Origin of the sequence: Microcoleus sp. Pol11C2 (assembly GCF_036701505.1) — a bacterium.
Classification (GTDB): Bacteria; Cyanobacteriota; Cyanobacteriia; order Cyanobacteriales; family Microcoleaceae; genus Microcoleus.
The window spans coordinates 16,692-42,477 of sequence record NZ_JAUBQX010000051.1; the positions used below are offsets into that span (position 1 = coordinate 16,692).

18 protein-coding genes and 1 pseudogene are annotated in these 25,786 nt (G+C 46.5%); 8 read left to right on the forward strand and 11 right to left on the reverse strand.

Annotated elements, in window-relative coordinates; all coding sequences use genetic code 11:
• The first annotated feature begins 67 nt into the window (after window positions 1-67).
• Window positions 68-1,336: an exopolysaccharide biosynthesis GT4 family glycosyltransferase EpsE gene (gene epsE, locus QUA42_RS22535; RefSeq protein ID WP_333140226.1), complete on the forward strand. Its 1,269-nt coding sequence runs from the start codon at window positions 68-70 to the stop codon at window positions 1,334-1,336.
• 415 nt (window positions 1,337-1,751) lie between these two features.
• Here the strand turns inward: epsE and QUA42_RS22540 are convergent, their stop codons facing one another.
• The 8 genes from QUA42_RS22540 to QUA42_RS22575 all read right to left on the reverse strand — a co-directional run bounded on the left by QUA42_RS22540 (window position 1,752) and on the right by QUA42_RS22575 (window position 14,477).
• Window positions 1,752-1,976, reverse strand: coding sequence for a hypothetical protein (locus tag QUA42_RS22540; protein WP_333140228.1), 225 nt, complete (start codon window positions 1,974-1,976; stop codon window positions 1,752-1,754).
• Window positions 1,977-2,217: 241 nt separating this feature from the next.
• Window positions 2,218-2,958, reverse strand: coding sequence for a low-complexity tail membrane protein (locus QUA42_RS22545; RefSeq protein ID WP_333140231.1), 741 nt, complete (start codon window positions 2,956-2,958; stop codon window positions 2,218-2,220).
• Window positions 2,959-3,363: 405 nt separating this feature from the next.
• Complete coding sequence (infB, locus tag QUA42_RS22550; RefSeq protein WP_333140232.1) at window positions 3,364-6,555, reverse strand: translation initiation factor IF-2; 3,192 nt, start codon at window positions 6,553-6,555, stop codon at window positions 3,364-3,366.
• A gap of 382 nt (window positions 6,556-6,937) precedes the next feature.
• Window positions 6,938-7,252: a YlxR family protein gene (locus tag QUA42_RS22555; protein ID WP_333040950.1), complete on the reverse strand. Its 315-nt coding sequence runs from the start codon at window positions 7,250-7,252 to the stop codon at window positions 6,938-6,940.
• A 271-nt stretch (window positions 7,253-7,523) separates the two neighbouring features.
• Complete coding sequence (gene nusA / locus QUA42_RS22560; RefSeq protein WP_333140234.1) at window positions 7,524-8,813, reverse strand: transcription termination factor NusA; 1,290 nt, start codon at window positions 8,811-8,813, stop codon at window positions 7,524-7,526.
• A gap of 270 nt (window positions 8,814-9,083) precedes the next feature.
• The gene (rimP, locus tag QUA42_RS22565) at window positions 9,084-9,551 is read right to left on the reverse strand and encodes a ribosome maturation factor RimP (protein WP_333040953.1); all 468 of its coding nucleotides are present in this window, start codon (window positions 9,549-9,551) and stop codon (window positions 9,084-9,086) included.
• Between the two features lie 712 nt (window positions 9,552-10,263).
• Entirely contained in the window at window positions 10,264-11,655 is a 1,392-nt protein-coding gene (locus tag QUA42_RS22570) for a response regulator (protein ID WP_333140237.1), read from the reverse strand.
• Entirely contained in the window at window positions 11,652-14,477 is a 2,826-nt protein-coding gene (locus QUA42_RS22575) for an ATP-binding protein (protein WP_333140239.1), read from the reverse strand. Before QUA42_RS22575 ends, QUA42_RS22570 begins: the two co-directional genes overlap by 4 nt.
• Window positions 14,478-14,885: 408 nt before the next feature.
• Here QUA42_RS22575 and QUA42_RS22580 point away from each other — a divergent pair, with 408 nt between their 5' ends.
• Window positions 14,886-15,053, forward strand: coding sequence for a hypothetical protein (locus QUA42_RS22580; RefSeq protein ID WP_333140241.1), 168 nt, complete (start codon window positions 14,886-14,888; stop codon window positions 15,051-15,053).
• A gap of 294 nt (window positions 15,054-15,347) precedes the next feature.
• Window positions 15,348-15,486: pseudogene (locus tag QUA42_RS22585) on the forward strand (IS5/IS1182 family transposase); the annotation flags it as partial.
• Between the two features lie 13 nt (window positions 15,487-15,499).
• On the opposite strand, the gene QUA42_RS22590 reads toward QUA42_RS22585, so the two are convergent.
• The gene (locus tag QUA42_RS22590) at window positions 15,500-16,951 is read right to left on the reverse strand and encodes a hypothetical protein (RefSeq protein ID WP_333140243.1); all 1,452 of its coding nucleotides are present in this window, start codon (window positions 16,949-16,951) and stop codon (window positions 15,500-15,502) included.
• Window positions 16,952-17,560: 609 nt separating this feature from the next.
• On the opposite strand from QUA42_RS22590, the gene QUA42_RS22595 reads away from it, so the two are divergent.
• Together QUA42_RS22595 and QUA42_RS22600 are read left to right on the forward strand one after the other, a co-directional pair.
• The gene (locus tag QUA42_RS22595) at window positions 17,561-19,060 is read left to right on the forward strand and encodes a GUN4 domain-containing protein (protein WP_333140245.1); all 1,500 of its coding nucleotides are present in this window, start codon (window positions 17,561-17,563) and stop codon (window positions 19,058-19,060) included.
• Window positions 19,061-19,360: 300 nt separating this feature from the next.
• Window positions 19,361-19,540, forward strand: a complete 180-nt coding sequence (locus QUA42_RS22600) for a hypothetical protein (protein ID WP_333140246.1) — start codon at window positions 19,361-19,363, stop codon at window positions 19,538-19,540.
• 128 nt (window positions 19,541-19,668) lie between these two features.
• Here the strand turns inward: QUA42_RS22600 and QUA42_RS22605 are convergent, their stop codons facing one another.
• Entirely contained in the window at window positions 19,669-20,196 is a 528-nt protein-coding gene (locus QUA42_RS22605) for a P-loop NTPase family protein (RefSeq protein ID WP_333140248.1), read from the reverse strand.
• Window positions 20,197-20,553: 357 nt separating this feature from the next.
• Here QUA42_RS22605 and QUA42_RS22610 point away from each other — a divergent pair, with 357 nt between their 5' ends.
• The 3 genes from QUA42_RS22610 (at window position 20,554) to QUA42_RS22620 (ending at window position 24,417) form a co-directional block, all read left to right on the forward strand.
• Window positions 20,554-21,114 carry a nucleoside monophosphate kinase gene (locus QUA42_RS22610; protein ID WP_333140250.1) on the forward strand — a complete coding sequence of 187 codons (561 nt, stop codon included), beginning with the start codon at window positions 20,554-20,556 and terminating at the stop codon, window positions 21,112-21,114.
• Window positions 21,115-21,234: 120 nt separating this feature from the next.
• Complete coding sequence (gene rph, locus QUA42_RS22615) at window positions 21,235-21,954, forward strand: ribonuclease PH (RefSeq protein ID WP_333140252.1); 720 nt, start codon at window positions 21,235-21,237, stop codon at window positions 21,952-21,954.
• Between the two features lie 762 nt (window positions 21,955-22,716).
• Window positions 22,717-24,417, forward strand: a complete 1,701-nt coding sequence (locus QUA42_RS22620) for an ABC-F family ATP-binding cassette domain-containing protein (RefSeq protein ID WP_333140254.1) — start codon at window positions 22,717-22,719, stop codon at window positions 24,415-24,417.
• A 79-nt stretch (window positions 24,418-24,496) separates the two neighbouring features.
• Here the strand turns inward: QUA42_RS22620 and QUA42_RS22625 are convergent, their stop codons facing one another.
• Window positions 24,497-25,414: a fructosamine kinase family protein gene (locus tag QUA42_RS22625; protein ID WP_333140256.1), complete on the reverse strand. Its 918-nt coding sequence runs from the start codon at window positions 25,412-25,414 to the stop codon at window positions 24,497-24,499.
• Window positions 25,415-25,786 lie beyond the last annotated feature (372 nt).

Consider the following 25,786-nt stretch of genomic DNA (forward strand, 5'->3'; position numbering starts at 1 on the left):
TCAGGAACAAACAACCGATGGTTTAGCATATTTCAATTTGTCAAGTTGCTAAGGAAAATAATCAATAATGAATAAACAGATTGGCTACTTTATCCCTGAATTTCCCGGACAAACTCATACTTGGATATGGCGAGAATATCAAGCAATGCTCGATCTTGGTATGGAACCTCACATGATATCAACCCGCCGTCCGCCCACTAAAGTTGTACATAGTTGGGCTGAGAAAGCGCAAAGTATGACTGATTATTTGATACCATTTGAGATCAAAGATTTTGTCAAGGTTCCCATAGAGCTCATCAAAGCTGGCCCGATTGCCTGGTGGCGCTGTCTCAGTGTAATTGCTAATACTAAAAATATATCCTTTTCTCAAAGACTTTACTATTTGGTATTGGTTGTTATGGGGGCTAAGCTAGTTTGGCTTGCCCGAACCCAGGGCTGGTCTCACGTCCACGTTCATTCCTGTAGCAATGCTGCTAATATTGCCCTATTTGCCTCCATACTTTCGGACATAACTTATAGTCTGGCTCTTCTCGGTCAGTTAGAAGATTTTGGGCCCAATCAAGAACAAAAATGGAAATATTCTGCTTTTGCTTCTGTAATGTCTGAACAACTCCTCAACTCGGTTAAAAATGACCTGGCAGGCTTCTTGCCAAAGGATGTGAGGGTATCACCAGTCGGTGTAAATCTCGATGAAATTAAGCGTGAAACTCCCTATACTCCTTGGCAGGAAGGCAGTCAATGCCTAATTTACACTTGTGGCCGTCTCAATATAGCCAAAGGACAAAAGTACCTGATTGAGTCAATTAAGTTGCTTCGACAACAAGGGTTTGATGTCCGCTTGCAGATTGCTGGGGAAGATGCAAAATCGGGTAATGGCTACCGTAAAGAACTCGAAAAATTCATTCAAGAGCAATCAATGTCTGATTATGTTGAGCTGCTTGGTTCTGTCTCAGAAGAACGAAATCGCCAAGGTTATCAAGAGGCTGATATTTTTGTTTTACCCAGCTTGAAAGAGGGAATTTCTGTAGCTGTTATGGAAGCAATGGCTATGCAAACTCCTGTAGTAGTGACGCAGGTGGGTGGAATGGCGGAACTGATAGATAACGGTGTTGACGGTATGCTAGTCCCGCCGGAAAATCCCGAAAAAATGGCAGAGGCCATAGCAAAATTGCTAAAGGACAAAGAATTAACATTGAGCCTGATTCAAAAATCACGACAGAAGATTGCTGCTAAATTCCACCATCGGCGTAGTGCTCAGATATTACTTCAATCCTTGGAGGAACTCACTTCACGGGGTGAAAAGCAGGTTGAAAGCATTGCTGCGTCACGGTTTTGAGTAAATGGTCAAGCGAAAATATCTTTGCGGGCATGAGTCAATAAAAGAGAGTGGCGATCGTAGAGAATTAGGTTCAAGCCTATCTCGGACGATCTTATGAGTCAATAAGCCTGTCTAGAATCCGCTATATTTTTTGAGGTTCAGGGGATTCAATGCTTTTACTATCCAGGTAAGATAAACCTTGTCGCCCCCTCAAGGAACTCAGCTCATTTTTTTAAGATTGAACACGGTGATTTTTGTGAGTAGGTATCCATAACGTCCTAGCTCCTGAATAGAAGGAGCTAGGATATCTATGATTCATTCTAAAACGCCCTTTGTTCTGAAAAATCGTGAAATTAACGCCGTGTTTCAAGTTGGTTTTAAACATGGGGCGATGGGAATGTACTATCGGTTACAGCATTTGGCTTGGCTGCTCTCAATAAGCCAAAGTTTCTAAAGTTTCCCGCAGATAGGAACGAACCTGCTGATCGATGGTGGCATTTTGCTGCTGACGATCAAAATTGAGTTCTAGCTGCCAGCGTTGAAATCCTGAACTTGCGCCGATCGCGGATTTGAGACTGCCCCAGATTTCAGAATCTTCGCACAGCTCCATCGCCTCTGCGCCTTGAGGTTCTTCTGCGATCGGTAGATAATTCGCCATATTGTTATACCTCTGTTTTAATCCCCTGTAAGGATTGAAAGCTGACCTTGACACTCTCTATTATAGATTCTTCTCTCCAGATAGCCAATATAAAATATCCACAATCTGCGATTAAAAATTAAATATTAAGACTATTAATAATCTCTATCCGAAGAGGGGCCTGACCTATTTTTTTCACAGCATACATCTGTACAAATTAAAGTAGCTTAAACTACAATGCTCCCCCTCTTAATTTTTTATTTCACTTTTTTTCGATCGACTCTTCGGGTAGAGATGTAACGCCGTGGGTGTCAGCAGGTTGGGGGTTGACAATACTGCCGGCTAACGAATTTCCTATGCCGGATGCTTGCCCAATTGACTCTACGGGTGCAGCCACAGCGGCAGTTGTCTCGGCTGCCAAAGCCGGCAAAAGTCGATCGACTTGCCAAGGCGCGATCGTAAAATCCTGCCGAATTTTTTCTAAAACATGAGGCTTTGTCGCGGCAAATTCTGATTCCGGCGTCAGCAAAACCGCCATGACACTAGCAGACACCTGGAAAAACAAATTGCTAGATAAAAAAGCAGAAGCTGCCAACAACAATCCAGCCCACCGCCAGGAAGGAGGAAAGGGAGCCACCGAAGCCGCCAGGGGGGCCCATCGGTAAAGCTGCCACAAAATTACTGCCAGCAAAACAGCGACAAAAAGAGCGAGTCCTTTATTTAACTTAGTTTTAAACCGAGTCAGAATCCGCTGCTGCACAGAAGTTAAATTCTGCGGTTTTACCGCCACCACTAAAATACTAAAAATGTAAAAAGGGCGGAACCACTGCATCCACAGCACAGGAACAATACCTGCTACAGCCACTAAAAATATTTCTAACCAGACAGGGAGCAGGGGAGAACCCACTGCGAGTCCCAGCAAGCACAGTCCCAGGAAAATCGGCAGTGTAGCTGCCCCAGAAAGGTGAATCCACAAAAAAGGATCTGACCAAAAAGAACGCACTTTCAATAATTATGAGTTATGAGTTTTTAATTTTGAGTTTTGATAGTGTAGGACGCACTCTTAACCAATAAACCCGGTGCGAAGACTACATATCTAGCGCTAACACCAAGCATTTTGGGAGGAAACTCGATTGCTGTGCGTAAGTTTTATTGGAGTTTTAAATTTTGAATTTTTATCAACAGCCAAGACGATGAGGACGTTGTTAATTGCGGACATCTTTGCTTTTATTACTTCTTCCTTCTCTCCTCGATAACTAAAACCTTCTTCCTTCTGCTATAAGTTAAAAACAAAAGTTGCGAGTGATGAGTTTGGGAGTATTGAGTGAAGAGAAGAGTTGCGAGCGATCGGCAATTTGGTTGCGATCGCTCAATAATTCTCTTCCCCCTCAACACTCATAACTCAAAACTATTGAGAGAGAGTCCGGCGTTTAGTAACCATCCGGTAGGCTTCAATAATATCGCCATCCGCCCAGTCGCTAAACCCGCTCAAAGAAATGCCGCATTCAAAGCCAGCATTGACTTCCTTGGCATCTTCCTTCATCCGTTTTAGGGAGTCGAGGACACCTTCGTAAACGACATTGTTACCCCGGCGCACCCGCACCTTACAGTTACGGATGACTTTGCCAGAGAGTACCATACATCCAGCCACAGCCCCGCGACCGATCGCGAAGACAGCGCGCACTTCGACTTGACCCAAAGGTTCTTCCACCAATTCGGGTTCCAGCAGGCCTTCCATGGCCCCTTGAATGTCATCCAAGAGGTTGTAGATGATGCTGTATTCCCGCACGTCTACCCCCGCTTGGTCAGCCGCGAGGCGAGCATCGGTGGCGAGAGTAGTATTGAACCCGATAATTACAGCATTACTGGCTGCAGCGAGGTCAATATCCGTTTCTGTAATTTCCCCAGGAGCAGATAGCAGCAGTCGGAGTTGAACTTCTTTTTGAGGAAGTTGAGTCAGAGCGCCGACAATTGCTTCGAGGGAGCCTTGGACATCTGCCTTCAAGATCAAGTTGAGTTCCTTGAGAACGCCTTCCTTAGCTTGTTGAGAGAAGCCGCTGAGGCTGATCCGGCCGCCTTGCAGCAGGCGTGAATCTCGTCGGGAGGTAGCTCTTCCAGAGGCGATCGCCGCAGCTTCTTTTTCGTTGGCGAAGACATCAAACTCGTCTCCGGCGCGAGGAACTTCCCGCAGCCCCAGCACTTCCACCGCGAAGGATGGAGTTGCTTGCTCTACGCGTTCGCCCCGGTCATCGATCATTGCGCGCACCTTGCCCAAAGCCGAGCCTGCGACCACAATATCGCCCACTCGCAGAGTGCCGTTCTGCACCAGCAGAGTTGCCACAGGCCCCCTTGCCTTGTCGAGGTGAGCTTCAATCACAGTACCCTTAGCTGGTCGGTGCGGGTTGGCGTTGAGGTCTTCCATTTCCGCCACTGTCAGAATCATTTCCAACAGCGTATCCAGGTTTTCTCCTCGGATCGCGCTAACTGGAACCATCGTGATATCGCCGCCCCAGTCATCTGCCACCAAGCCGTACTCAGTAAGCTCTTGCTTCACCCGTTCCGGCTGAGCACCCTCCTTGTCAACTTTATTGATAGCCACGACAATTGGCACTTTCGCCGCTTTCGCGTGGCTGATCGCTTCAATTGTCTGGGGTCGCACGCCGTCGTCAGCCGCCACCACCAAGATGGCGATGTCCGTAACCCGTGTTCCCCGAGCCCGCATCGCTGTAAAGGCTTCGTGACCGGGCGTATCCAAAAATACCACCTGCTGGCTCTTGCCTTCGTGTACCACATCCACGTGGTAAGCACCGATGTGCTGGGTAATGCCCCCAGCTTCTCCCTGAGCCACCTTGGTTTTGCGGATCGAGTCGAGCAAGGTAGTTTTGCCGTGATCCACGTGTCCCATAATCGTTACCACTGGGGGACGGCGTTCGAGGTATTCCAAATCCGCTGCGTCCAGCATCTCGATCACTTTGATAGCTGGGGCTACTTTTTCTGGGGTTTCCACCTCTACGCCCATTTCTTCGGCTACCATTCTCACCGCTGAAATGTCCAAGGTTTCGGTAATGTTGACCGCAATACCTTTAGAGAACAGCCGCTTAATAATTTCGGTTTCCGGAACTGCCAAAGTAATTGCTAGTTCCTGAACGGTCATCGGCCTGCTCAGCAGCAGCTTTTCTGGACGTTCTACCTTAGCTTCGGCTGTTTTGCCCCGGTTGCCGCGTCCCCCACTAGAACCAGAAGAAGAACTTTTATCGTGAGAAGGGCCCGGTCTTTTATTTTTTCCACTGCTTCCGGGTGCGCCCGGAGTTGGTGTTGACTTTGGTGCTGCTTGTGACTTCGCTTTAGCTGGGCGGGCTAGGGACAGGCTGACCGTGACTGGTGCTGGCATATCCAAGCCGTTTTCTAAGTCATCGTCATCCTCGTCTATGGGTTTGAGGCGAGAACGTTTTGCCTTAACAGCCTTAGCAGCTTTTGCAGCATCTGAGTTTTCGTCATCATCTTCTTCCCAAATGACCGATGTCTTTTTGGCAGGACGAGGGAGGGAGGGCCTTTCGAGGAGAGTAATCCCCAGCAACGGCGTATTATCTTCTTCATTATCGTCAGTGTCATCCCCTGCGGCTCCCGTGTCACCGCCCCGGCTACGCAGCCCGGTAGCTGACGTTGCGGGGGCAAGGCTCCGGCGCGGGCCACCGGGCTGGGGTCGATCTGCCAGTGGAGTTTTTACTGGGCCACCAGCGCCTTCCCGGCGCGGTCTTTGCGCGTCGCGGGATTCGGTACCTCCGGGTGTAGGTCTGCTGGGGCGGCTCGGTTTAGCCGGCGCTTCCAGAGTTTCTGACTGTTCTGATTGCTCTTGCTCGGTTTTTGCAAGTTTGAGTACCGGCTTGTTCCCCAGATTTTGTGGGGTACGGCTAGCGGACTCGGACGCCCCTCTCACTGGCGGCGACGTGAGTTTTGCCGACGGCGCAGGGGGGGCGATCGGCGGTTGCTTGGTGCGTTCGGGAGCCTTTTCCGACGGCGGTTGAGGTGCCGCAGGTGCCTGAGCCTGGGCGGTTGTTTCCGGGGCGATCGCACCTACATTTTCCGAGACTGTTTCCGAGACTGTTTCCGACACTATTTCTGACGGAGCCGCCGAGACAGCGACATTTGGCTTCGACAGTACAGGTCGATTGATATTCGGTTTAGCTGGAGGCTGGAGTTGTTGAGCAGCAGGCGACTTGGGAGGAGTTGCCACGGTTGCCGCAGGCGGGTTTTTGTTCTCCTCGTTGCCTGCAGGCTGGGAGTTTGCACCAGCCGGGCGTACTTTTGGACTGCGTATTTCTAAAATTTGCTGCTTTTTTTGTTGGTCGTTAGGGTGAGGGCCAGATTCTCTAGATGGCGCTGCTGCTCTTTCGGGTGGAGCTGGCTTGCCGGGGGAAGAGTGGCTACTGGCTACGTATTTTTCCGCCGTTTTGCGAATGCGCTCTGCTTCGGATTCTGTAATTGTGCTGCTGTGGCTCTTGACTGAAATATTGAGCCGCTCGCATACTGCCAAGATGTCTTTATTATCCAAATTTAGTTCCCGTGATAATTCGTAAATTCTTACTTTGCCGTTGTTCATCCACTCTGCCCTCTTTTGTGCCAACCAGTTTTTACATTGTGATTTTTTGTTCTAATGACGACATCATTCGCTGTGATTGATTCAGTGTCAGGAATCGGGGTTTTGGTACTCGCTCAGCAATTTTATCTAAAAGATGCAACTCGCTGAAGTCTGCGGTTGAAGAATTCTCAAGTCTGTTTGGGAACTTGGAACTCCGAAGTCTGAGTTTTGGCAAAACCCACTCTCTCAAGCTTCAAAGTTTGCCTTTCCACCTTGAGGATACCTCTGCTAGTACCCTACCCTTATCTAATCTGACACAAATCTTTCCAGACTGGTGGGCAGATCGGATTGGGGTTTTATAGCTGGCGCTACCGGTAATTACTGGTAGGGCTGCCAAGAGGGTTTATACAGTCGATGCCGAACTATTGTCGGTTTTTCGTCCGGGTGAGCCAGAGTAAGATGTACAGTCAGATGTGGCTAAACGCTGCCAAAGTGTTTGGTAGAGTTCGTCAGACACAGGCGCTTTGAGAGATCGCCCAAGTCGATTTTTTTTCTGAGCTGCTTTGAGGCATTCTGCTTCCCGACAAAGGTAAGCAGAACGGCCCATGCCACGATCTAATTGTACCTGATGAGAAGGATAGAGCCTGACTACTCGCCAAAAAGCTTCCTTAGGAGCTATTTTTCGACAACTTGCACAGCACCGGTAGTTCGGTTTCATTTCTTGTGAGAGGGGGAGAGGGGGGAGTAGGGGACAAGTCCTCCTTGTCTCCCGAAGACAGAAAATCTTATGACAAGGAGTCAGAAGACAGAATTCAGAATTCAAAATACGCCATGCCCCAAGTCAGGGGTAACGGTAACGGAAAAAAATTTTTCGGCTCCACAATTTTAATCGGGGGCTTTCAACCTCGATTCTCCATCCTGTCACACAGAACCCATTCTGGATTCTGGCTCCTGAATTCTGAATTCTTCTTCGGTAAATGTCACAGTTTTTAGACTGCGGCTTCGGTTTCCTCCGTGGCGGCTGCCTCCTCTTCCTCAAATTCTGCGGTTTCCTCGTCGCTGTCGTAGTCGCCCGCTTCGTCTGCGTCGTAGTCGCCTGCTAGTTCTTCGAGCCTAGTTGCTTCTGCTGCCAATTTGCTGTCTTCGGCGGCGCGATCGTACTTAGCAATATCTTTGATATCGATTTTCCAACCTGTCAGGCGGGCTGCAAGGCGGACGTTCTGACCTTCTTTGCCAATGGCAAGACTGAGTTGGTCTTCAGCGACCAAAATGTGAGCTCTCCTGCCTTCTGGAGCAACTAAACGCACTTCATCTACTCTAGCGGGACTTAGAGCGTTAGCAATATAAGTTGCTGGGTCTGGAGACCAGCGGATCACGTCTATTTTTTCGCCGCGCAATTCGTTGACTACTACCTGAATCCGCGATCCCCGCGCTCCGATGCAGGCTCCTACAGGGTCTACGTCGCGATCGAGAGTATCCACTGCTATTTTAGTCCGGGGGCCGACGTGCCGGGAGGGCGGATTTGCCTCCCTGGCTACGGCGACAATCCTCACCACCCCGTCTTCTATTTCTGGTACTTCGTTAGCAAACAGGTAAACCACCAAACCTGCGTCGGCTCTAGAAACAAGTAACTGCGGCCCTCTAGTTGAGCCTTCGCCTACTTTTTTGAGATAAACCTTGAATGTAGCGTTGGCCCGATAATTGTCGTTGGGCAACTGTTCGCGCTTAGGGAGTTCGGCATCTACTTCTGGCTGACCGAAGCTGCTGGTAACTGCTAAAATTACCGACTGCCTCTCAAACCTGAGAACTCTTGCTTGAAGAACTGTTTCTTCTAAATCTTTAAACTCTTCTTGAATCATTTTGCGCTGTTGGTCGCGCAGTTTTTGAGCGAGAACTTGTTTGGTCTGGATGGCGGCCATGCGACCAAATTCTTTTTGATTTGGTGTTACGTCTACGAGTACGATGCTCCCAGGCTGAGCTTCCGTGGCTACTTCTTGCACTTCCGTAAGTGAGATTTCGTGATCGGGATTGATGACTTCTTCGACAATAGTTTTGTTGGCTAAAACGCGGAAACCTTCTTGTTCTGCGTCGAGTTCTACATCAAAGTTGTCGAAGTATTCTTCGCTGAAGTGGTCGAGTTTTTGGGTACGGCGGTAGCGTTCGTATCCTTTGAGCAGGGCTTCTCGCAAGGCTGCTTGGACGGCGTGTTTTGGTAAATTGCGTTCTTTGCTAATACCTTCGACCATTTCTTTTAGTCCGGGCAGGGGAACCATTGACATATAAAACTCTCCTTTTTTGCTGTGGTAATAAGTAACTGGTAATCGGTAATTGGTACTTGGAAATTTTCAAGAAAAAGTGATGACATAGGAGTGATGAGTTACTGGATAGGATTAGGGAAGCTAGGTGCTGTAACAATTTATTTGTTGTTCCTCTTCAACCCGCTGCTACAGATGTGATTGTTAAAAATTAACTCGCAGCCAAGCGTTTTCAGCTTGCTGCGAGGCAATCGCAAAACTCAAAACTCAAAACTCAAAACTCAAAATTTCCCTTTACATCTCCTTTCCTTCGTCTAGTTCAACTTTGACAATCTGAGGGCGGGGAATTTTAACCTGTCGCCCTTTTTGATTGAGATAAACCGCTGTTTCATCCCGGCCCAGGAGTAGTCCTTTCCACTCTTTGATTCGCGAGTCGGGTTCGGTGGTTTTGGCTGTCACGGGGAAACCTTTAAAGGTAATAAATTCTCGATCGCTGCTGAGCAATCGGGATATTCCGGGACTGGAAATCTCTAGCACGTAGGCATCGGGTATGATGTCGGCTGCCTCTAACTCAGCATCGAGGGCTGTGCTCATGCGCTCGCAGTCGGCTAAACCCGTGTCTTGTTGGAGGTTGCGGATGTCTACCCGCAAGACGGGAGGATTTTGGTTGGTGTGAAACACGGCTCCCACTACTTCCAATCCCAGTGTTTCCGCAACGGGGGTAGCTAAGTCAATGATTTGTGGGATTAGGGGATGAGTCATATCGAATACTTAAGTTAAAACTCCTAAACTCGAACACGGGCAAGGAAAAATTTGGTGTTGAGATTGCTTGGCTTTGAGGTGGTTTGATTAGGTGGCTGCGACTTTCGTCTTCAACTTTGGGACTTACCCAACATCCCAGCAGGGGATCTCAAGCGGAGGGGTACCCCTACTAAATCAGTCCTCAACTTGCAAGTCAGACGCCCTGAGCTCTTTTCCTGCGACTAATGCAACAAAAAAAGTGGGCTTGACCCACTCCTAGGTAAAACAATTTCTTCCAAGAAGTTTGAGGACTTCTTCTGATCGAAGGGAGGCCTCAGTTCTCAGTTTAGCTCGATCGCCCGTCCGGTGACAAACCGAATCGGCATCGGCGGACTGTCCGAGGGCAGAAGAGGAGAGCTGACAGGGGAAATAAGGACGACTCGATCACCGTTTTGGAGTGGGGTGGGGCGAGGGCAAATTCCTGGTTGATACCGAAGTCGGTGCGATCGCTCCTAGAACTGTTGGCGATGGTCACTCAGGCGTTCTATGACTTGCGATACGGGACTTTCTTGGGGAAATTCTCATTTTAGTTCGGACAAGCCCTCTGCTTCTTGAGAGGTGGCGAAGAGTTTGACAGTGAGGGTGATGGGTAGATTCGACATGGGCGATCCCCTGATTAACGGTATATTGACATAACAGCAAAACTAAGATTTACCCTAAAAAAGTCCCTTTACTAATGCTGGATTGGAAGCTCAATTACAAACTCTACCCCCCATTGGGGCGAGGAAATGCAAGTCAGCTTACCACCATGTTTTCGTTCTACGATCTCACGGCTAATAGACAAACCTAAACCTGTCCCTTTACCTACAGATTTAGTAGTAAACATCGGCGTGAATAAATGCTGCATTACTTCCTGAGTTATGCCAACCCCATTATCAGCAATCCGAATCACCACTCTGTCATCCTGAAGCATTTCAGTGCAGATCCGAAGCTGTGGAGTCTCATTGCTCTGTTTGTTTTCCCCGCACAGCGGACAACTAATCGTAGACTCTTCTAAAGCATCAATTCCATTCGCCAATATATTCATAAACACCTGATTGAGTTGCCCCGGATAACACTCTACTAGCGGCAATTCCCCATACTCTTTAATCACTGCAATTCCTGGGAAACTTCCTTTAGGTTTCAGTCGATGCCCTAAAATTAATAAGGTACTATCTAGCCCATCGTGAATATTCACTGGCGTTAGTGCCGATGTATCCAAGCGAGAAAAATTACGCAGTGACATAGAAAGATTGTAAAGTCGCTCTGTTCCGACCGCCATTGAATCAAGAATTTTTGGCAAATCTTCAACAATAAAATCTAACTCACTCTCCTGGGACTTATCCTCAAATCCTGATGTCGAAGTAACATTGTGCTGGCACAGCCGAGTCATGCCGATCAAATCGGCAATATATTCCTTGGCAATAGGGATATTATTGGAGATAAAACTAACTGGATTGTTAATTTCATGAGCTACCCCAGCTACAAGTTGACCAAGGCAAGCCATCTTTTCACTTTGAACGATTTGCACTTGAGCTTTTTTAAGATTATCCAAAGCTTGAGAAAGTTCAGCGGTTCGTTCTTCCACCCGTTTTTCTAACTCCTGCGCGAGCTGATGCAACGCTGCTTCTGCTGCGAGCCTGTCTTCAATTTCCCGTTTGAGAAGCAGATTTTGGGCGGCGAGAGCTTTAGTCAAAGAACGCAGTGTTAAATGGAGATTGACGCGAGCTAAAACCTCCTTTTGTTCAAAGGGCTTAGTAATGTAATCTACAGCCCCTAGATTAAAGCCTTTGACCTTATCTCCTATGTCAGACAGAGCCGTCATAAAAATTACCGAAATTTCGTTCGTCAACGGACTTGCCTTCAGGCGATGGCAGGTTTCAAACCCGTCAATTCCTGGCATCATCACATCTAAAAGAATCAAATCAGGCTGAGTATATTCAGCCTGTTCGATGGCACTTTCACCATCAGTTGCTACCAATATCTCCCATCCTGAACCCGCTAAAGCTTCAGAAAGCACGTCCAGATTGCTAGGATTATCATCGACGATTAAGATGCTACTTGTTTCCATATTTGCTGCCTTCATTCTTTTTCTATTCTGTGGGATGTAATAAACTCTTTTATTTTTTTGACTTGATAGCCTTGGGCTAAATGGCGCAGCTCAACAGCAAAGGACACAAATTTCTGATCCAATTTCTCTAGGTGTTCACTGCGCTTGACAATTCCTTTCACGTTGCCTCTCATCGCCAGTTCAAGTAGGAGGTCAATTTCTCCGGGCGGGGGTGCTACTACAGAGGTCGATTCAGAAAGTGATTGAGTATCTGATGAAAAAGGAATAGTGCTGATTTTTTCATTGTTTCGTTCCTCATATATCCATTCAAGTTTTAAATACTTTTGCAACATCTCAAATAGCTCTTCTGCCTGCACAGGCTTACCAAGAAAATCGTTGGCTCCCCCCTCCAAGCTTTTATGTTGGTCGGTAGCAAATACACTGGCAGATGAAGCAAGGATTGCCACGTCTTTATAGTGTGACAAATTTCGGATACGGCGCATCATCTCAAAGCCATCTAAGACTGGCATCACTAAGTCAGTGATAATCAAATCGAACTTAAACTCTTCTACTTTTTCTAAACCTTCTTGACCGTTTTTAGCTTCGGTTACTTCAAAGCCGAGGGGTTCCAGGAGATTGACAATGACTGAGAGATTTTCCCATTTGTCATCCACAACCAAAACTTTTTGCTTTCTACCTTGGTAGCCAACCAGCTTTCTTTGCTTGGCAATCGTCGCTGTATTTGCCCAGTCTGCCGCTTCCGGTAAATTCAAATCTACCCAAAAAACACTGCCGACTCCTGACTGACTTTTTACTTGAATGGTACTACCCATCATTTCGACAATTTTCTGGCTAATTGTTAAACCGAGTCCGGTTCCTTCGGCCTGACGCTTGCTGTCTCCTACTTGTTCAAAAGGCAAAAATATTTTTTTTAATTGTTCTGGTGTCATACCAACGCCAGTATCTTCAATTTGAAACCGAATTTTGTGAATTGGTGAGGTTGGCTTTTGCTCATAGCTTTGTACCTTTTCACCTGTGTCCTTTTCCAGATGTTCTATCTTAAAAGTCACTCGTCCCGAGTCGGTAAACTTAATTGCATTGCTCAGTAAGTTAATTAGTACCTGTCGCAAGCGTTTCTCGTCAGCGTAGATGCCAGCAGGAATTTCCGAACTGGGTTGATAAACAAAAGCAATTCCTTTTTGTTCGGCTCGGATGCGGCAGATTTCCGCGACTCCCTGCAAAAAGGAAGGAAAATGGAAATCTTTCGCGTACAGTTCCAATTTCTGAGCTTCAATTTTAGCGAGGTCTAAGATGTCATTGATCAGGGTTAACAGGTGGGAACCACACTGGTGAATAATACTGATGCCTTGGATATCTTTCGGAGCCATCGTTGTTGAGCGTTCTAGGATTTGAGCGTATCCTAAAATTCCATTTAGTGGCGTTCTCAATTCGTGACTCATATTCGCTAAAAATTCACTTTTAGCTTGGTTGGCAGTATCAGCGATTTGTTTGGCTTCCGTGAGTTCGGCGGTGCGTTCTTCTACTCGGATTTCTAGCTCGGAATTGGTCTTGGCTAGCGCCTCAAAGGATTCGCGTAACTGTTGTGCCATAAGGTTGAAAGACTGACCCAGAACTTCTAGTTCTTCTACGCCTTTTACCTGCACATTTTTCTCTAAGTCGCCACTGGCGATTGCTCTAGAAGCTGCGCTCAAACGGAGAATCGGGCTGGTAATCCAGCGTGCGGTTAAGATTCCCAAAACGGTAGCTAGCGCCAAGGCTCCGAAACACAACAAAATGGTAGTCTGGGTATTGGCGTTAATTTGATCCATAAAATCGCTTTCAGGAACTACGACGACGATCAGCCAGTCCAATCCTCGGCTATCCTGAAAGGGCATAACTTGGAGGAATTGTCGCTGCCCGGCGATCGTAAAATCCAATTGCTGAGAGCTATTAATTTTAGTGAGGTCGCCAAAGCGTTCTTTTAAATGCGCTGTTGTCAGCCGAATTAAATCATCTGTGCTATCTAAAGCATTCAGGCGATCTAGTTTGCCATTGTTGATGATAAATGCTTCTTTGAGAGTGGAACTCCCTACTAGGAGTCCAGAACGTTCCATAATGAATGTCTGTCCAGATCGACCGATTTTTATGCTTTGCAGAAAGTCGCTGAGGAAAGAGATCAAAAAATTAGCAACGAATACTCCGCGCAGTTCGCCACTTTCGTCATAAACTGGATGTCCGGCAGGGAGGGAGAGCGTTTTCTGACCTGTAAGCGGAAAAATTTCGCTCCATGTGGGCTGGCCTAAGCGTACACTGTCTTTATACCATGAACGGCGGAGTATATTGTAGTTGCGGGAGACTTGTAAGAGCTTTCTTTGATTGTTTTTGCTATCAGATTCATAAATATGAAGTTCATTCCGATGCTCTTTGTCTGCTATTTTAAAAAATATTTTGCCATTCTCTTGGCGTTCAATGGCAATGAACTCTCCCGTTTTAGTAGCAAAACCCATCTGGGGCAGAGAAGGAAAAGCTTGAAGTTGCTCCCACAAATAGCGCTCCATACTCTCCAATTTGTCTGAATTTAAGTATCCTAGGCGAAGGGCATTGGCATTCAATTGATTGACGCGAGGGGCTGTATCTAGGTATGTGTTGAGCTGCTGCTGGATGCGGGCGGTAATTTCACTCCGCAACTGGCTAGCAACTTCGTTGACTGCTTTTTGCCCGTTGCGTAAGGATAGCCAGCCTGTCAGCCCGACGGCGGCAAATATTTGTAGAACGAATGGGAATACTAAAATTAGGCGCAGGGACACCTTTTTTTTAGAACGGTTTGATAGGAAAGTGGTTGCAGAGGTCTGTGACATTGATTGGTGTTACTTCTGGGGTAACGAATTGGCGGAAAAATCTCAGTGAGTGGAGTGAAATGAGGCTGAGGAAATATATTGAAAAGCAATCTATAATAGTTAGTGAAAAGTTTGAAACAGTAACTTGCTTAAACAAGCATGGCTACTTACGTGTTTTCTCTGAGAGAGGTATAAAAAGAGCTGACTAAATATACTGACGCGCCTTATTTTTTCATAGCATTTGTCAAATTTTTTAGCTTTTAGGAAATTAGTTAGCAATCATATCTAATAGATTACTTGGTTTAGAGCTATTTGTAGTGGTTTTTAACTTTACTTTACAGATTGACTCTAAAAAGTAGAAGCTCCTCAAACTTACATATAAAGTGATATAATCTACGTCTAAAAAAATTGACTTTTCTCGCTAAAAACATGACACGCCAGACCGCGGAGAAACCTAACGGCGGTCTAACTCACTACCGCGCTGAAGATGTGATGCACAACCCAGCAGATGACTCTCGTAGAGAATGTCGCTCGCAAATGAAACTTTACAATTCCAGCAAGTTTCATTTGCAGGAGTTACAGCAGGGTAATTGCTAATTGCTGATTGGGGAAGAAAAAAATAACTAGAGCGCGGGAGCAGAGGGGATTATGACACAGAAGAGGGTTAGAGCTATTCTTTTAATTCTGGGAAACAATCTAAGCTTAATAGTGAATTTGGTATTAGAGGTTAACACATGGCTGGCAAGGATTTTAAGGTTCTTCAAATCCAAGAGGCTAGGGTTGGTCATCAGTTGATGTAAAGGAAGGTAAAGGAGACATACACCCGACTAGAAGAATTCTATGGGCAGGACAAGTCGCCGTTATGCCCTACGGGATTAACAGTGGGAAAGGATCAAAGATTTGTTGCCCAGACGTGAAGGTGATGTGGGTGGGACAGTCTGCTTACAATGGGTTGTTCGTGGAAGCGGTGTTGTACCGCTACCCGGGCATCCAGTGGGGAGACTTGCCTGAACGGTTTGGGGACTTCCGAGTGATGACACGCCCTAACGCGGGGCTATCCGTTGCAGTTCTTTGGCTTGTTCTAAAATTTTCTCGAAGTCTTCTTCGCTCAACCGCTGAATGTAGTTGATTTTGAACTCTTCTAGGAAGTCGCACAGCAGCAGTTGTATTTCTTGCCAGGTTTGCTGCTGTTGCAGTTCGGTTCCTAAAGCTTGCCCGAAATGTTGGACTAGCTGGCTTGAGAGTTTAATGCTTATGGGGTCTTCGCTGGCGATTTTGAAGGCTTCGTAGGCATCTTGGGGGCCGAGGGTGACTAATTTGGAGAGTTCTGCAACTAATTGCTGTGCTAGCTGTTCGGGCAGATTTCCCAGGCCGGGTACTTGCTTCCATCCTTGATAGACGGGGGATTGTTTGAGCAAGCTTTCAATATTGTACCGGAGGAGAGCTTCTAGGTCTGGCTGGAGTTGGGGGAGGACTTTGTAGACGGTTATTTGTACGAGATGGGTGGCGATCGCTTCTATTTCATTGATATTGTTGATGTCTAGATAGCGCTGTTTTTGAGATTGAAATAGTTGACGAGCGAGTTCGCCTGTGGTGATTGATTGTTGCATCTGGTTGATGAGTTGAATTACTACTACTTCGGTCAATTCTTGAGCGAAGTTGGCGACGAAACCTCGGCTGATTTGGGTGCGTATCGGTTGGAGATCTGGCATTTTGGCTTGGTGGATGCGAATTGTGACGGGTAATACTCGCAACAGGCGCCAGAATGGGAGGAACAGAAAGATGTCGTACCATCGCCAAAGCATAGCTGATCGCCAAGTGACGCTGCGGTGGCGGCGGCTGATCAAGTAGGTACGGGCTAGAAATTCGATCGCGAATATGGCAATAAATGGCAGGTCGATTAGCCAGAAATTATCGGTGAATTCGCCGTTTTCTCCAATCTCGCGGAAATAGTTGGTGGCGATTAATGGCTTGATTTTCGAGTCAAACCACTTGATTTCTTTTTGCCAGCCTTGTTTGTTTAAATAGTCTTGGCTCCAGAATCTTTGGAATGATTGTTTAGCGGAGTCTTGCGGATTCGGGACGCGATCGCGCATCCGGTCTTTTATTTTTTCTAAAGTGCCACTTTTTGATGCTACTCGAAAGGGATCTTCCTCGATCATTTTCGCGCTCAGATTGTTTATTTCCTGCAATTTGGCTGCTACTTGGGGAGAAGGCAAACCTGTTTGCACTACTTGAATTTTTAATTCTTCTAAGGTTTCCAGATATTGCTGGGTGTCTCGGTGGGGTTTAATACCTTTAAATGGGTCGTATACTTGAGTGAGAACTGGCAGTTGCCGGAAGTAGAAATCTCGTCCGGGCACGTAAGTTATGTCAAATATTACTAGGCTTAAATTTCCTAGGGCGACCAGTGCCATGAACCGCTCGAACCATGGTACTTTTGGTAATTTTTTGCGGGAGTTGGGAGTTTGAGAGGGCTGTAGTTTTAGTGTCACTGACGGTTCCTAATTAAGTAGACCGATCGAAATAGATGTAACTGGTAATAGCTGAAAAAAAGAAACAGGAAAAACTGGCTAATTGTCTGGTCGCGCTCGGATTGCGATCGCGGAAGCTAGTCTTTATTTTAACGTGCGGTTGTTGGGGAGTTTTGGATTGTTGATTCCGCCTGGTTAGGTAATAAATTATGCTGCTAAAATATTAAAGCCGATCGAACTTGACGGAAGCTGTGGCTCCCGTTAGTGTGCTTCTCTCTGGCAATAAAATTATATCTCAGGCGGAATCCTCAGTTTTTTTGGCGTTGCAGATCTCACGCGGCTGGTAATAAATTACTATTTCTGTTTGATCTACGGGCTATTTGACCGCTAAATCAAATGTATTGCACGGATCGGAGTCTAAGGTTAGATATGGACTTCGAGTTTGAGGTCAAACCCTCAAGAGAGTTATACTTGCTCAGGGGCAGTCTGGTGAGAGCGCCCCCTCTGATGGCGAGGGTGGCTGCCGCCTCCGTAAGGTTCGAGGTCTCGCCTCTACAAAAACCAGCTCGCGATCGGACTCTTGAATAATATAAAACCCTGAGTATAATTTTGTTCGCATTTTTTTAATATATGACATACTGCCTTAATCTCGATTGCCCAAGAGACAAGCGTCAGAACCCACCAGGCACAAAGTATTGTCTTAATTGTGGTTCAAAGCTGCTGCTAAAAGACCTTTATGCAGCAACTGAACCGCTGCGCGATGGGGGATTTGGCAGGACTTTCCGAGCTGTTAATCATGGAAAGTTTGAGGAATTGTGCGTGATTAAACAGTTGTCACCCCCTCAAGAGTTTCAGCGGAAGCCCGGTCATTTTAAAAAATATGTTCGACTGTTTGAACAAGAGGCAAGGCGGTTATACGAACTGAAGCACCCGCAAATTCCTCAGTTAATTTCTTATTTTGAGGAAGATGGGCGATTGTATTTAGTCCAAGAGTTTATTGATGGCAATAATTTAAAGGATGAGTTAGATAAGTACGGTGCTTATAGCGAAATTAAAACTTGCGAACTGCTGTTAGATTTGCTGCCTTTATTGAAGTTTGTTCACGACCGAAATGTAATTCACCGCGATATTAAGCCTGAGAATGTGATCCGCCGATCTCGCGATCGTAAGTTAGTGCTAATAGATTTTGGGGTTTCTAAACAGGTAGTAGCTGCTGCTCCTACCAAAACAGGAACTAAGTTGGGAACTCCCGGCTACGCGGCTCTAGAACAGCGTCACGGTAGGGCTGTTCCTGCTAGCGACCTTTATAGTTTGGGGGTGACTTGCATTCGCTTGCTGACTTCTGTTATGCCTTACCTGGATATCTACGGGGATATTCACGATGACCTTTACGATCCGCTTGAAGGCCGGTGGCTTTGGAGGGAGGCTTTGCCAAAAGGAACACAAATTAGCGATGATTTAGGTCAGGTTTTGGATAAGTTGATTCAGGAATATGTTAAAGATCGCTACAAATCGGCTGTGGAAGTTTTGGATGCTTTAAAACCTCCTGTTGTTGTTGTCTCCGTGCTGGAAAAGTCGCAGCAGGCAACTGTTGTTAGTCCTTCAGTTCCGACTCAACCTGTGACTGATCCTCCGCTAATTTCTGTGAATTTAGATTCGGAAAAAGGTATTGATTATTCTCACTTGGCAAGGCTGCTGGCTGCTAAAAATTGGCGGGGTGCTGATGAGGAAACTTCTGCGAAAATGCTGGAGGTGATGCAGCAAAATTCACGGGGTTATTTGAGCGAGGAAGATATTAGGAAGTTTCCAGCTAAGGATTTGCAGACTATCGATCAACTTTGGGTGCGGCATAGTCACCGCAGATTTGGTTTTTCTGTGCAAAAGGGTTTGTGGCTCAAGTTGGGGGGAAAGCCTGGTGTTTATGATGCTACAGTTTGGGAGAAGTTTGGCGATCGAGTGGGCTGGCGGGTTAACAGCCAGTGGGTATACTATTCGGAGCTGAATTTTAGTTCTAAAGCAAAGCCTGGACATTTGCCGGGGGGGACTGTTTTTGGGTGGGAAGGCGGGGTTTTGTGCGGTGTTTTGGGTTTGGGTGGGATCTGGTTTCTGCTGTCGCGGCGGGATTTGTAGAAGGAAGGTAGAAGGTAGAAGGCAAAATTTATTAGTCAGGCTGCACCCCAAGCGAAGTCGAAGTGTTAGTCATGAAATAGTTTTGAGTGGCGAATTAAAGAGTTAACAAGTTTTGAGTTTAATCATTTTTCCTGTAGGAATTAGGTAGAAAAAAACGAAGAATAAGATATAATCACAAACTATTTTTTTGTGCTATGTTCTTAGAGAAGGGCAAGTTTACAAATTTAAAAGCCAGTTCTGGGCCCGGGCAAAGCATGGGGACTGGCTTTGGCTCCAATTTACCAAGGAAATATATCTATTATGTTGCAAGAAAAACGTCTCAAGCCGTGGACTATAGTTCGCTCGCTTCCAAATGTGGAAAAGGTGGTTGTGGGTGAGTTTCGCAGTTGGTCTGATGCAGACGGTCACTTGAAAATTCTCAAACGGATGGTTCCGACGGATCGATTGACTGTTGTGTTCGATCCGGTCGTTCAATCGTAATGTCGCTGCTAAATTGATCGGCGTGCGATCGCTCTTTGAGCTAAGCGATCGCCTCTTTTTGTAGATACTGTTTTTTTACATAAAAAATGCGACCGCTAAAAAGGATCTCGCAACTTGAATCATTGTCCTTAACTGCGGCGAATTTCAGTAATTTGGTCGGCAACATCCAAAATTCTTTGCGGCATGGATGGCCCGGTAAAAATCATATCCAAATGATGCGGCTTGTTGTCAATCAATGCCACCACTTCGGCTTCGGGAATCAAGCCCAAATTAACCGCTAAACTCAATTCATCGAGAATAACTAAGGAATAACGACCTTCGCGCACCGCATTTTGAACATACTGCCACAATTGTTCGATCGATCGCGTCTCCAGCTCATCTAAATCAGCATTCTCAATGCAGCGTGACAAATCGCAGCGCACCCAATCTAAATTTTGCCCCAGCCGCACCGGCTGCTGATGCCCTTGATTAATTCCCCCTTTGAGGAACTGCACAGCTAGCACGGGAGCTCCATGTCCTGCAATTCTGAGGGCTTGAGCCATGACACTGGTAAAAAAGCAGCGGTGCGGGCCTGTAAAGACTTGCACCAGCCCTTGAACTGTGTAGGGCAAGCTGTGGTTTAAATTTAGTTTAGGGGTTTGTAACTGAGCAACCATAGGGCAATATTTAATCAGCAACTAAGTCTTGAGTGCAGCTCCGACCTTGGCGCGGCTGAAGCCTGCTTGACAATATATAGTGTACGAGGCCGAGTGCACATCGGATCGAACACTAGATATATAAGTTGTCAAAAGCTAGCTGCAGTGGCATTCGCAGTCGTTTGTGCGATTTTTGAACTCAATTAGCACTTACACAGAAACGGGGTTTTTTAGGAAAATACGGCGTGGAGCTTGACATTTATACAGTTATAGGGTGAAAAACCAAGGTGATGAAAGTCTCGCTGCGTCCAGGGCTTTTCAGAAAAGGTACACACATCGCGTAAAATTTTGAATGTCGCGGCACTAGGAGCAGGGACTGTGAAAGTGGTGATTCTGGGAGGGCCAGGAGCGGGAAAGGGAACTCAGGCTGAACTACTGTGCAGCAATTTGAGCCTTCCTTTGCTTGCTGTGGGGGACATTCTACGGGAGGCGATCGCAGAAGACACAGATTTAGGCAAGCTGGCGGCGTCTTATGTCGAAAGAGGGGAATTAGTTCCCGACGCAACTATGATTGAATTCTTTCGCCGCCGACTGCTGCTGTGGGATGTCTTTAATGGCTGGGTGTTGGAGGGCTATCCGCGAACGGCTTTTCAAGCTGAGGAGTTGGATTTTTTGCTGGACGATTTGGCTCAGCAGCTAGATTGGGCGATTTTGTTGAAAGTGCCGATCGAGGTTTTGCTGAGCAGGTCGATCGAGCGCGATCGATCGGATGACCACCCTGAAATTTTACAGCGTCGCCTCGATTTGTTCCACGAAGGCACTATTCCTCTTTTAGAGTATTACGAATACCGCAACAAACTGTTAACTGTGGATGGCGATCGCTCCCCACAACAAGTCCAGCAGGATATTCTCAAATTAATCGAGGCTAAGGGGAAATAGTCATACCATTTTATATTTTATATTGAATGACTGTATATTTAACGAATCAAAAAAAGCCGATAATTCCTGATAAATTCCAATTTTTAAATCCCAATAACCATTACCAATCACCTAAATATTATGTCTTTCCAACGTCCCGATGGCAGACAACCAAATCAAATTCGTCCGATTAGTTTCGATCGACAGTTTACCAAATTTGCTAGCGGTTCCGTGCTAGCAAAAAGTGGCGATACTCAGGTACTTTGCAGCGTTACAATCAAGCCGGGAGTGCCGAGATTTCTGGAGAATACCGGACAAGGTTGGCTAACAGCGGAATACCGAATGTTGCCTGGTTCTACGCCGCAGCGACAAGAGCGGGAATTTATGAAATTATCGGGACGGACTCAAGAGATTCAGCGGTTGATTGGGCGCAGTTTGCGATCGTGCTTGGATATGCAACTATTGGGGGAACGCACGATACTTGTGGATGCGGATGTTTTGCAAGCGGATGCGGGGACTCGCACAACTTCAATTACTGGCGGGTTTGTGGCTGTGGCTGATGCTTTAAACAAGTTGGTGCAAAAAGGTGATTTGGTGCGATCGCCCATGATTCGCCAAGTAGCGGCTGTGTCTGTGGGACTTTTGGAAGGAGAGCCGTTTTTAGATTTGAATTATCTGGAAGATGTGGCGGCTGAAATTGATTGTAATGTGGTAATGAATGGAGATTTAAACATCATCGAAGTTCAGGGAACTGCGGAAGAGGGAAGTTTTAGTCGCAGTCAGTTAAATCAAATTTTGGATGTGGCAGAAATCGGGATTCAGGAATTGTTGGAGGCTCAGCGGCAAGCTTTGGTTGATTAGGTAAATCTGGCGTTGCTTACTCAGGGTATTAAAAAAATTACTTTAAAATCAAAAAGCTTTGTGGATACTGGTTTATATGAGGGTCATATTTAGCTTTTGATACCGTAAATCAGCAACTCCAAATTTTCTACATTTAATTCTTCGGTTACTGTTTCTACAAAGCGTCCTAAGATTTTTTGGTTCCCCTCATGGGGTGCTCATGGAGTCATAATTTCTAATGTTGCGCGATCGTAAGTCAAACGAATTCCCCGTTGTTGGGCTAACTCGTTTACCAGAGATTCGTAAGTCTGTCAACTAATATTTTTCAGCACAACTCTCGGTTGTGGGGTTTTGAATCAGGGTGGCTGTCATGGCTACCTGCTTGCTTTTTAGCTTATTTATTAAATCTTAGCAAAACTCAGCTTTACGAAACGCACTGAGGGGGTGAGAACACCTCTGAAATTTTGATTCTAAGAGCATTGAGGCTGCTGAACAACGAAAAAGATAACGGATTATTGACAAGTTTATTGACTCGTAGGATCGGCAGCGATCGCCCCACCCCAATAGTCCTGAACCCACATTGAGGCTAGAAAGCGGGTTTCTTCGTATCTCTCTAGCTGAGAATCTGCGATTTTTCATAGAAACCCGGTTTCTTCGCGTCACTCCTACCAAATCAAAATCTGGCAATACGCTAAATATAATTAAAATTTGTTAAGATTAACTCGACCTCAGCGCCGGCATCCCATCCGCCGCTAAACCTGCCCTTCCCCAGTCCCCACAACAATGCTGCGACTCGAACACATCAGTAAAATTTACCCCACAGGCGTCGTACTCAAAGATGTCACCTGGGAAGTCAAACCGGGCGATCGCATCGGCTTAGTCGGCGTTAACGGTGCCGGTAAATCCACGCAACTCAAAATCATCGCCGGCGAAATCGAACCCACCGCCGGCGAAGTTATTCGCCCCGCCAGCTTGCACATCGCCTACCTCTCTCAAGAATTTGAAGTAGATCCGACTCGCACCGTCAAAGAAGAATTTTGGCGTGCCTTCAGCGAAGCCAACGAAGTCCATGAATCCCTAATGCAAGTCCATCGAGACTTGGAAAACTCCTCCCCAGAAAATCTCGACGAACTGATCCACAAAATGGATCGGCTGCAACGGCAATTTGAAGGCTTAAACGGCTACGGTTTAGAAGCCCAAATCGAGAAAATTCTGCCCGAAATCGGATTTGAACCCGAAGATGGCGATCGATTAGTCAGCGCCTTCAGCGGTGGCTGGCAAATGCGGATGAGTTTGGGCAAAATTCTCCTCCAAAAACCCGACATCCTGCTGCTAGACGAACCTACCAACCACCTCGACTTAGAAACGATCGAATGGCTGGAAGTCTACCTCAAAGGGCTGACAACCCCAATGGTAATCGTATCCCATGACCGAGAATTTCTCGATCGGCTCTGCACTCAAATCGTCGAAACCGAACGCGGTGTTTCCAGCACCTACCTTGGCAACTACTCATCCTACCTGCTGCAAAAAGCAGAAGCCAGGGAAGCCCAACTCAGCGCTTACGAAAGTCAGCAAAAAGAACTCGAAAAACAGCAAGCATTCGTAGAAAAATTCCGCGCCAGCGCCACTCGCAGCACCCAAGCCAAAAGCCGCGAGAAACAGTTAGACAAAATCGAACGCATCGAAGCGCCCACCGGCGGATTAAAAACTTTGCATTTTCGCTTTCCTCCCGCACCCCGCAGCGGTCGCGAAGTAGCAATAATTCAAGATTTGGTGCACACCTACGGCGAAAAAATCCTATTCTTGGGAGCCGACTTATTAATTGAAAGGGGTGATCGTATAGCCTTTCTCGGCCCCAACGGCGCGGGCAAATCAACCCTGCTGCGCCTGATCATGGGTTTAGAAAAGCCGACCGAAGGTACGGTCAAATTGGGAGGCCACAACGTCATCCCCGGTTACTTTGAACAGAATCAGGCAGAAGCCTTAGATTTGAATAAAAGCGTGATGGAAACCATTCACGACGAAGTACCGGACTGGAAAAATGAAGAAGTTCGGACTTTATTGGGGCGGTTCTTGTTTACCGGTGAAACAGTATTCAAACAGGTTGGCGCTTTAAGCGGCGGCGAAAAAGCCCGCCTCGCTTTGGCAAAAATGCTGTTGACTCCCGTGAATTTGCTAATTTTGGACGAACCGACAAATCACCTCGACATTCCGGCGAAAGAGATGATGGAAGAAGCGATTCAGAATTATGACGGTACGGTAATTATCGTTTCACACGATCGCTATTTCATCTCCCAAGTTGCTAACAAAATAGTCGAGATTCGGGACGGAGAGTTTCGCCCTTATTTGGGAGATTACCACTACTATCTGGATAAAATTGCTGAGGAAAAAGAGCTAGCTAAGTTAGCCAAACTTGAAGCAGAAAAAGCAGCTAAAAAAGCAGAAAAAGAGGCCAAGAAAAAAGCTGCTGCTAAGCAAAAATAAACTTGTAACCCTCGCAGATAAACCTTAAATCCGCGTTTATCTGCGTGCATCTGCGGTTAAAAAAGAATCTGATTCTTAACTAACCCAAAATTCGATTAATCATTTGATTCGCCTGGGACTCGTAACTCCCACCAAACAAATTAAAATGATTTAAAATGTGATACAGATTATAAAGAGTTTTGCGTTCTTCATACCCTGAATCCAAAGGCCAAACCTGATTATATCCCCGGTAAAACTGCCCCGGAAATCCACCAAATAGCTCAGTCATCGCAATATCAACTTCTCTATCTCCAAAATATGCCGCTGGGTCAAAAATCACCGGTTCCCCCGCAGATGTCACCCCCGCATTTCCCCCCCACAAATCCCCGTGAACTAGCGAGGGTTGAGGTTCATAACCAGCTAACAATTCAGGAATCATCTCTAATAAACGTTCCCCTTGTGGAAAATGACCGCCCCGACGCCTAGCCAGTTTTAACTGATAACCAATCCGATGTTCTGCCCAAAATTCGGCCCAATTTGCCGTCCAATTATTAATTTGTATAGTTGAGCCGATCGTATTATTAATATCCCACCCAAAAACTCCCCTCCACAAGCCCGAATTAAGCTCTTTTCTCCCCCTTAGCAAGGGGGGGTTGCGGGGGGTGTATTTGTGCATTTCGGCGAGTTCTCGCCCCATTTCTTCCCAAGCTCGATCGCCACCGCGACTTCCCAAATCCAGCCATTCCAGCACAATATAAGCTGAGTTCCCCTCAGTTCCCCAGCAAATCGGCTCAGGTACTCGAATAGTCTGGGTTTCCCCCATTTGCTGCAAACCCCGCGCTTCAGCTTCAAACATCGCGACTTGGGAAGCTTGATTGATTTTCGCGAAGTAAGCGCTGCAACTGCTGCTGATATAATAGCCTTGATTTATGCAGCCCCCGCTGACAGAACGCCGATGGTCGAGAGAAAATGTTTCTCCGGTTGTTTCACAGATATGCGCGGCAATTTTGTCCCACATAGCATCAAATCGTTTTGAGGGCGATCGAAATTAGTTTAACAGGTATGGCAACTTAATCAGCAAAAACAACAAAGCCCCTATCTGAAGATCAGAAAGAGGCTTTGTAATGTCAAATATAATCCCAGGCATTGAGCTATTTTGGATCTGCAGTGAAGGACAAAATATCTTCGCCACCGCAGCGTTTAACAAGCGAGCTGAGGATAGTATCGCAGTGGTGTCACTGCGTCTGGGGACACTAGCGAAAAGTTATCAGGGAGAAAAACCCTGAAGACTGCATAGAGTTAAGTCATCAATCACCATGTAGAAAAAGAGGTCAAGCCCTCGGTCTATTAGTACGCCTCAGCTTCATCCCTCTCAGGACTTCCACTTAAC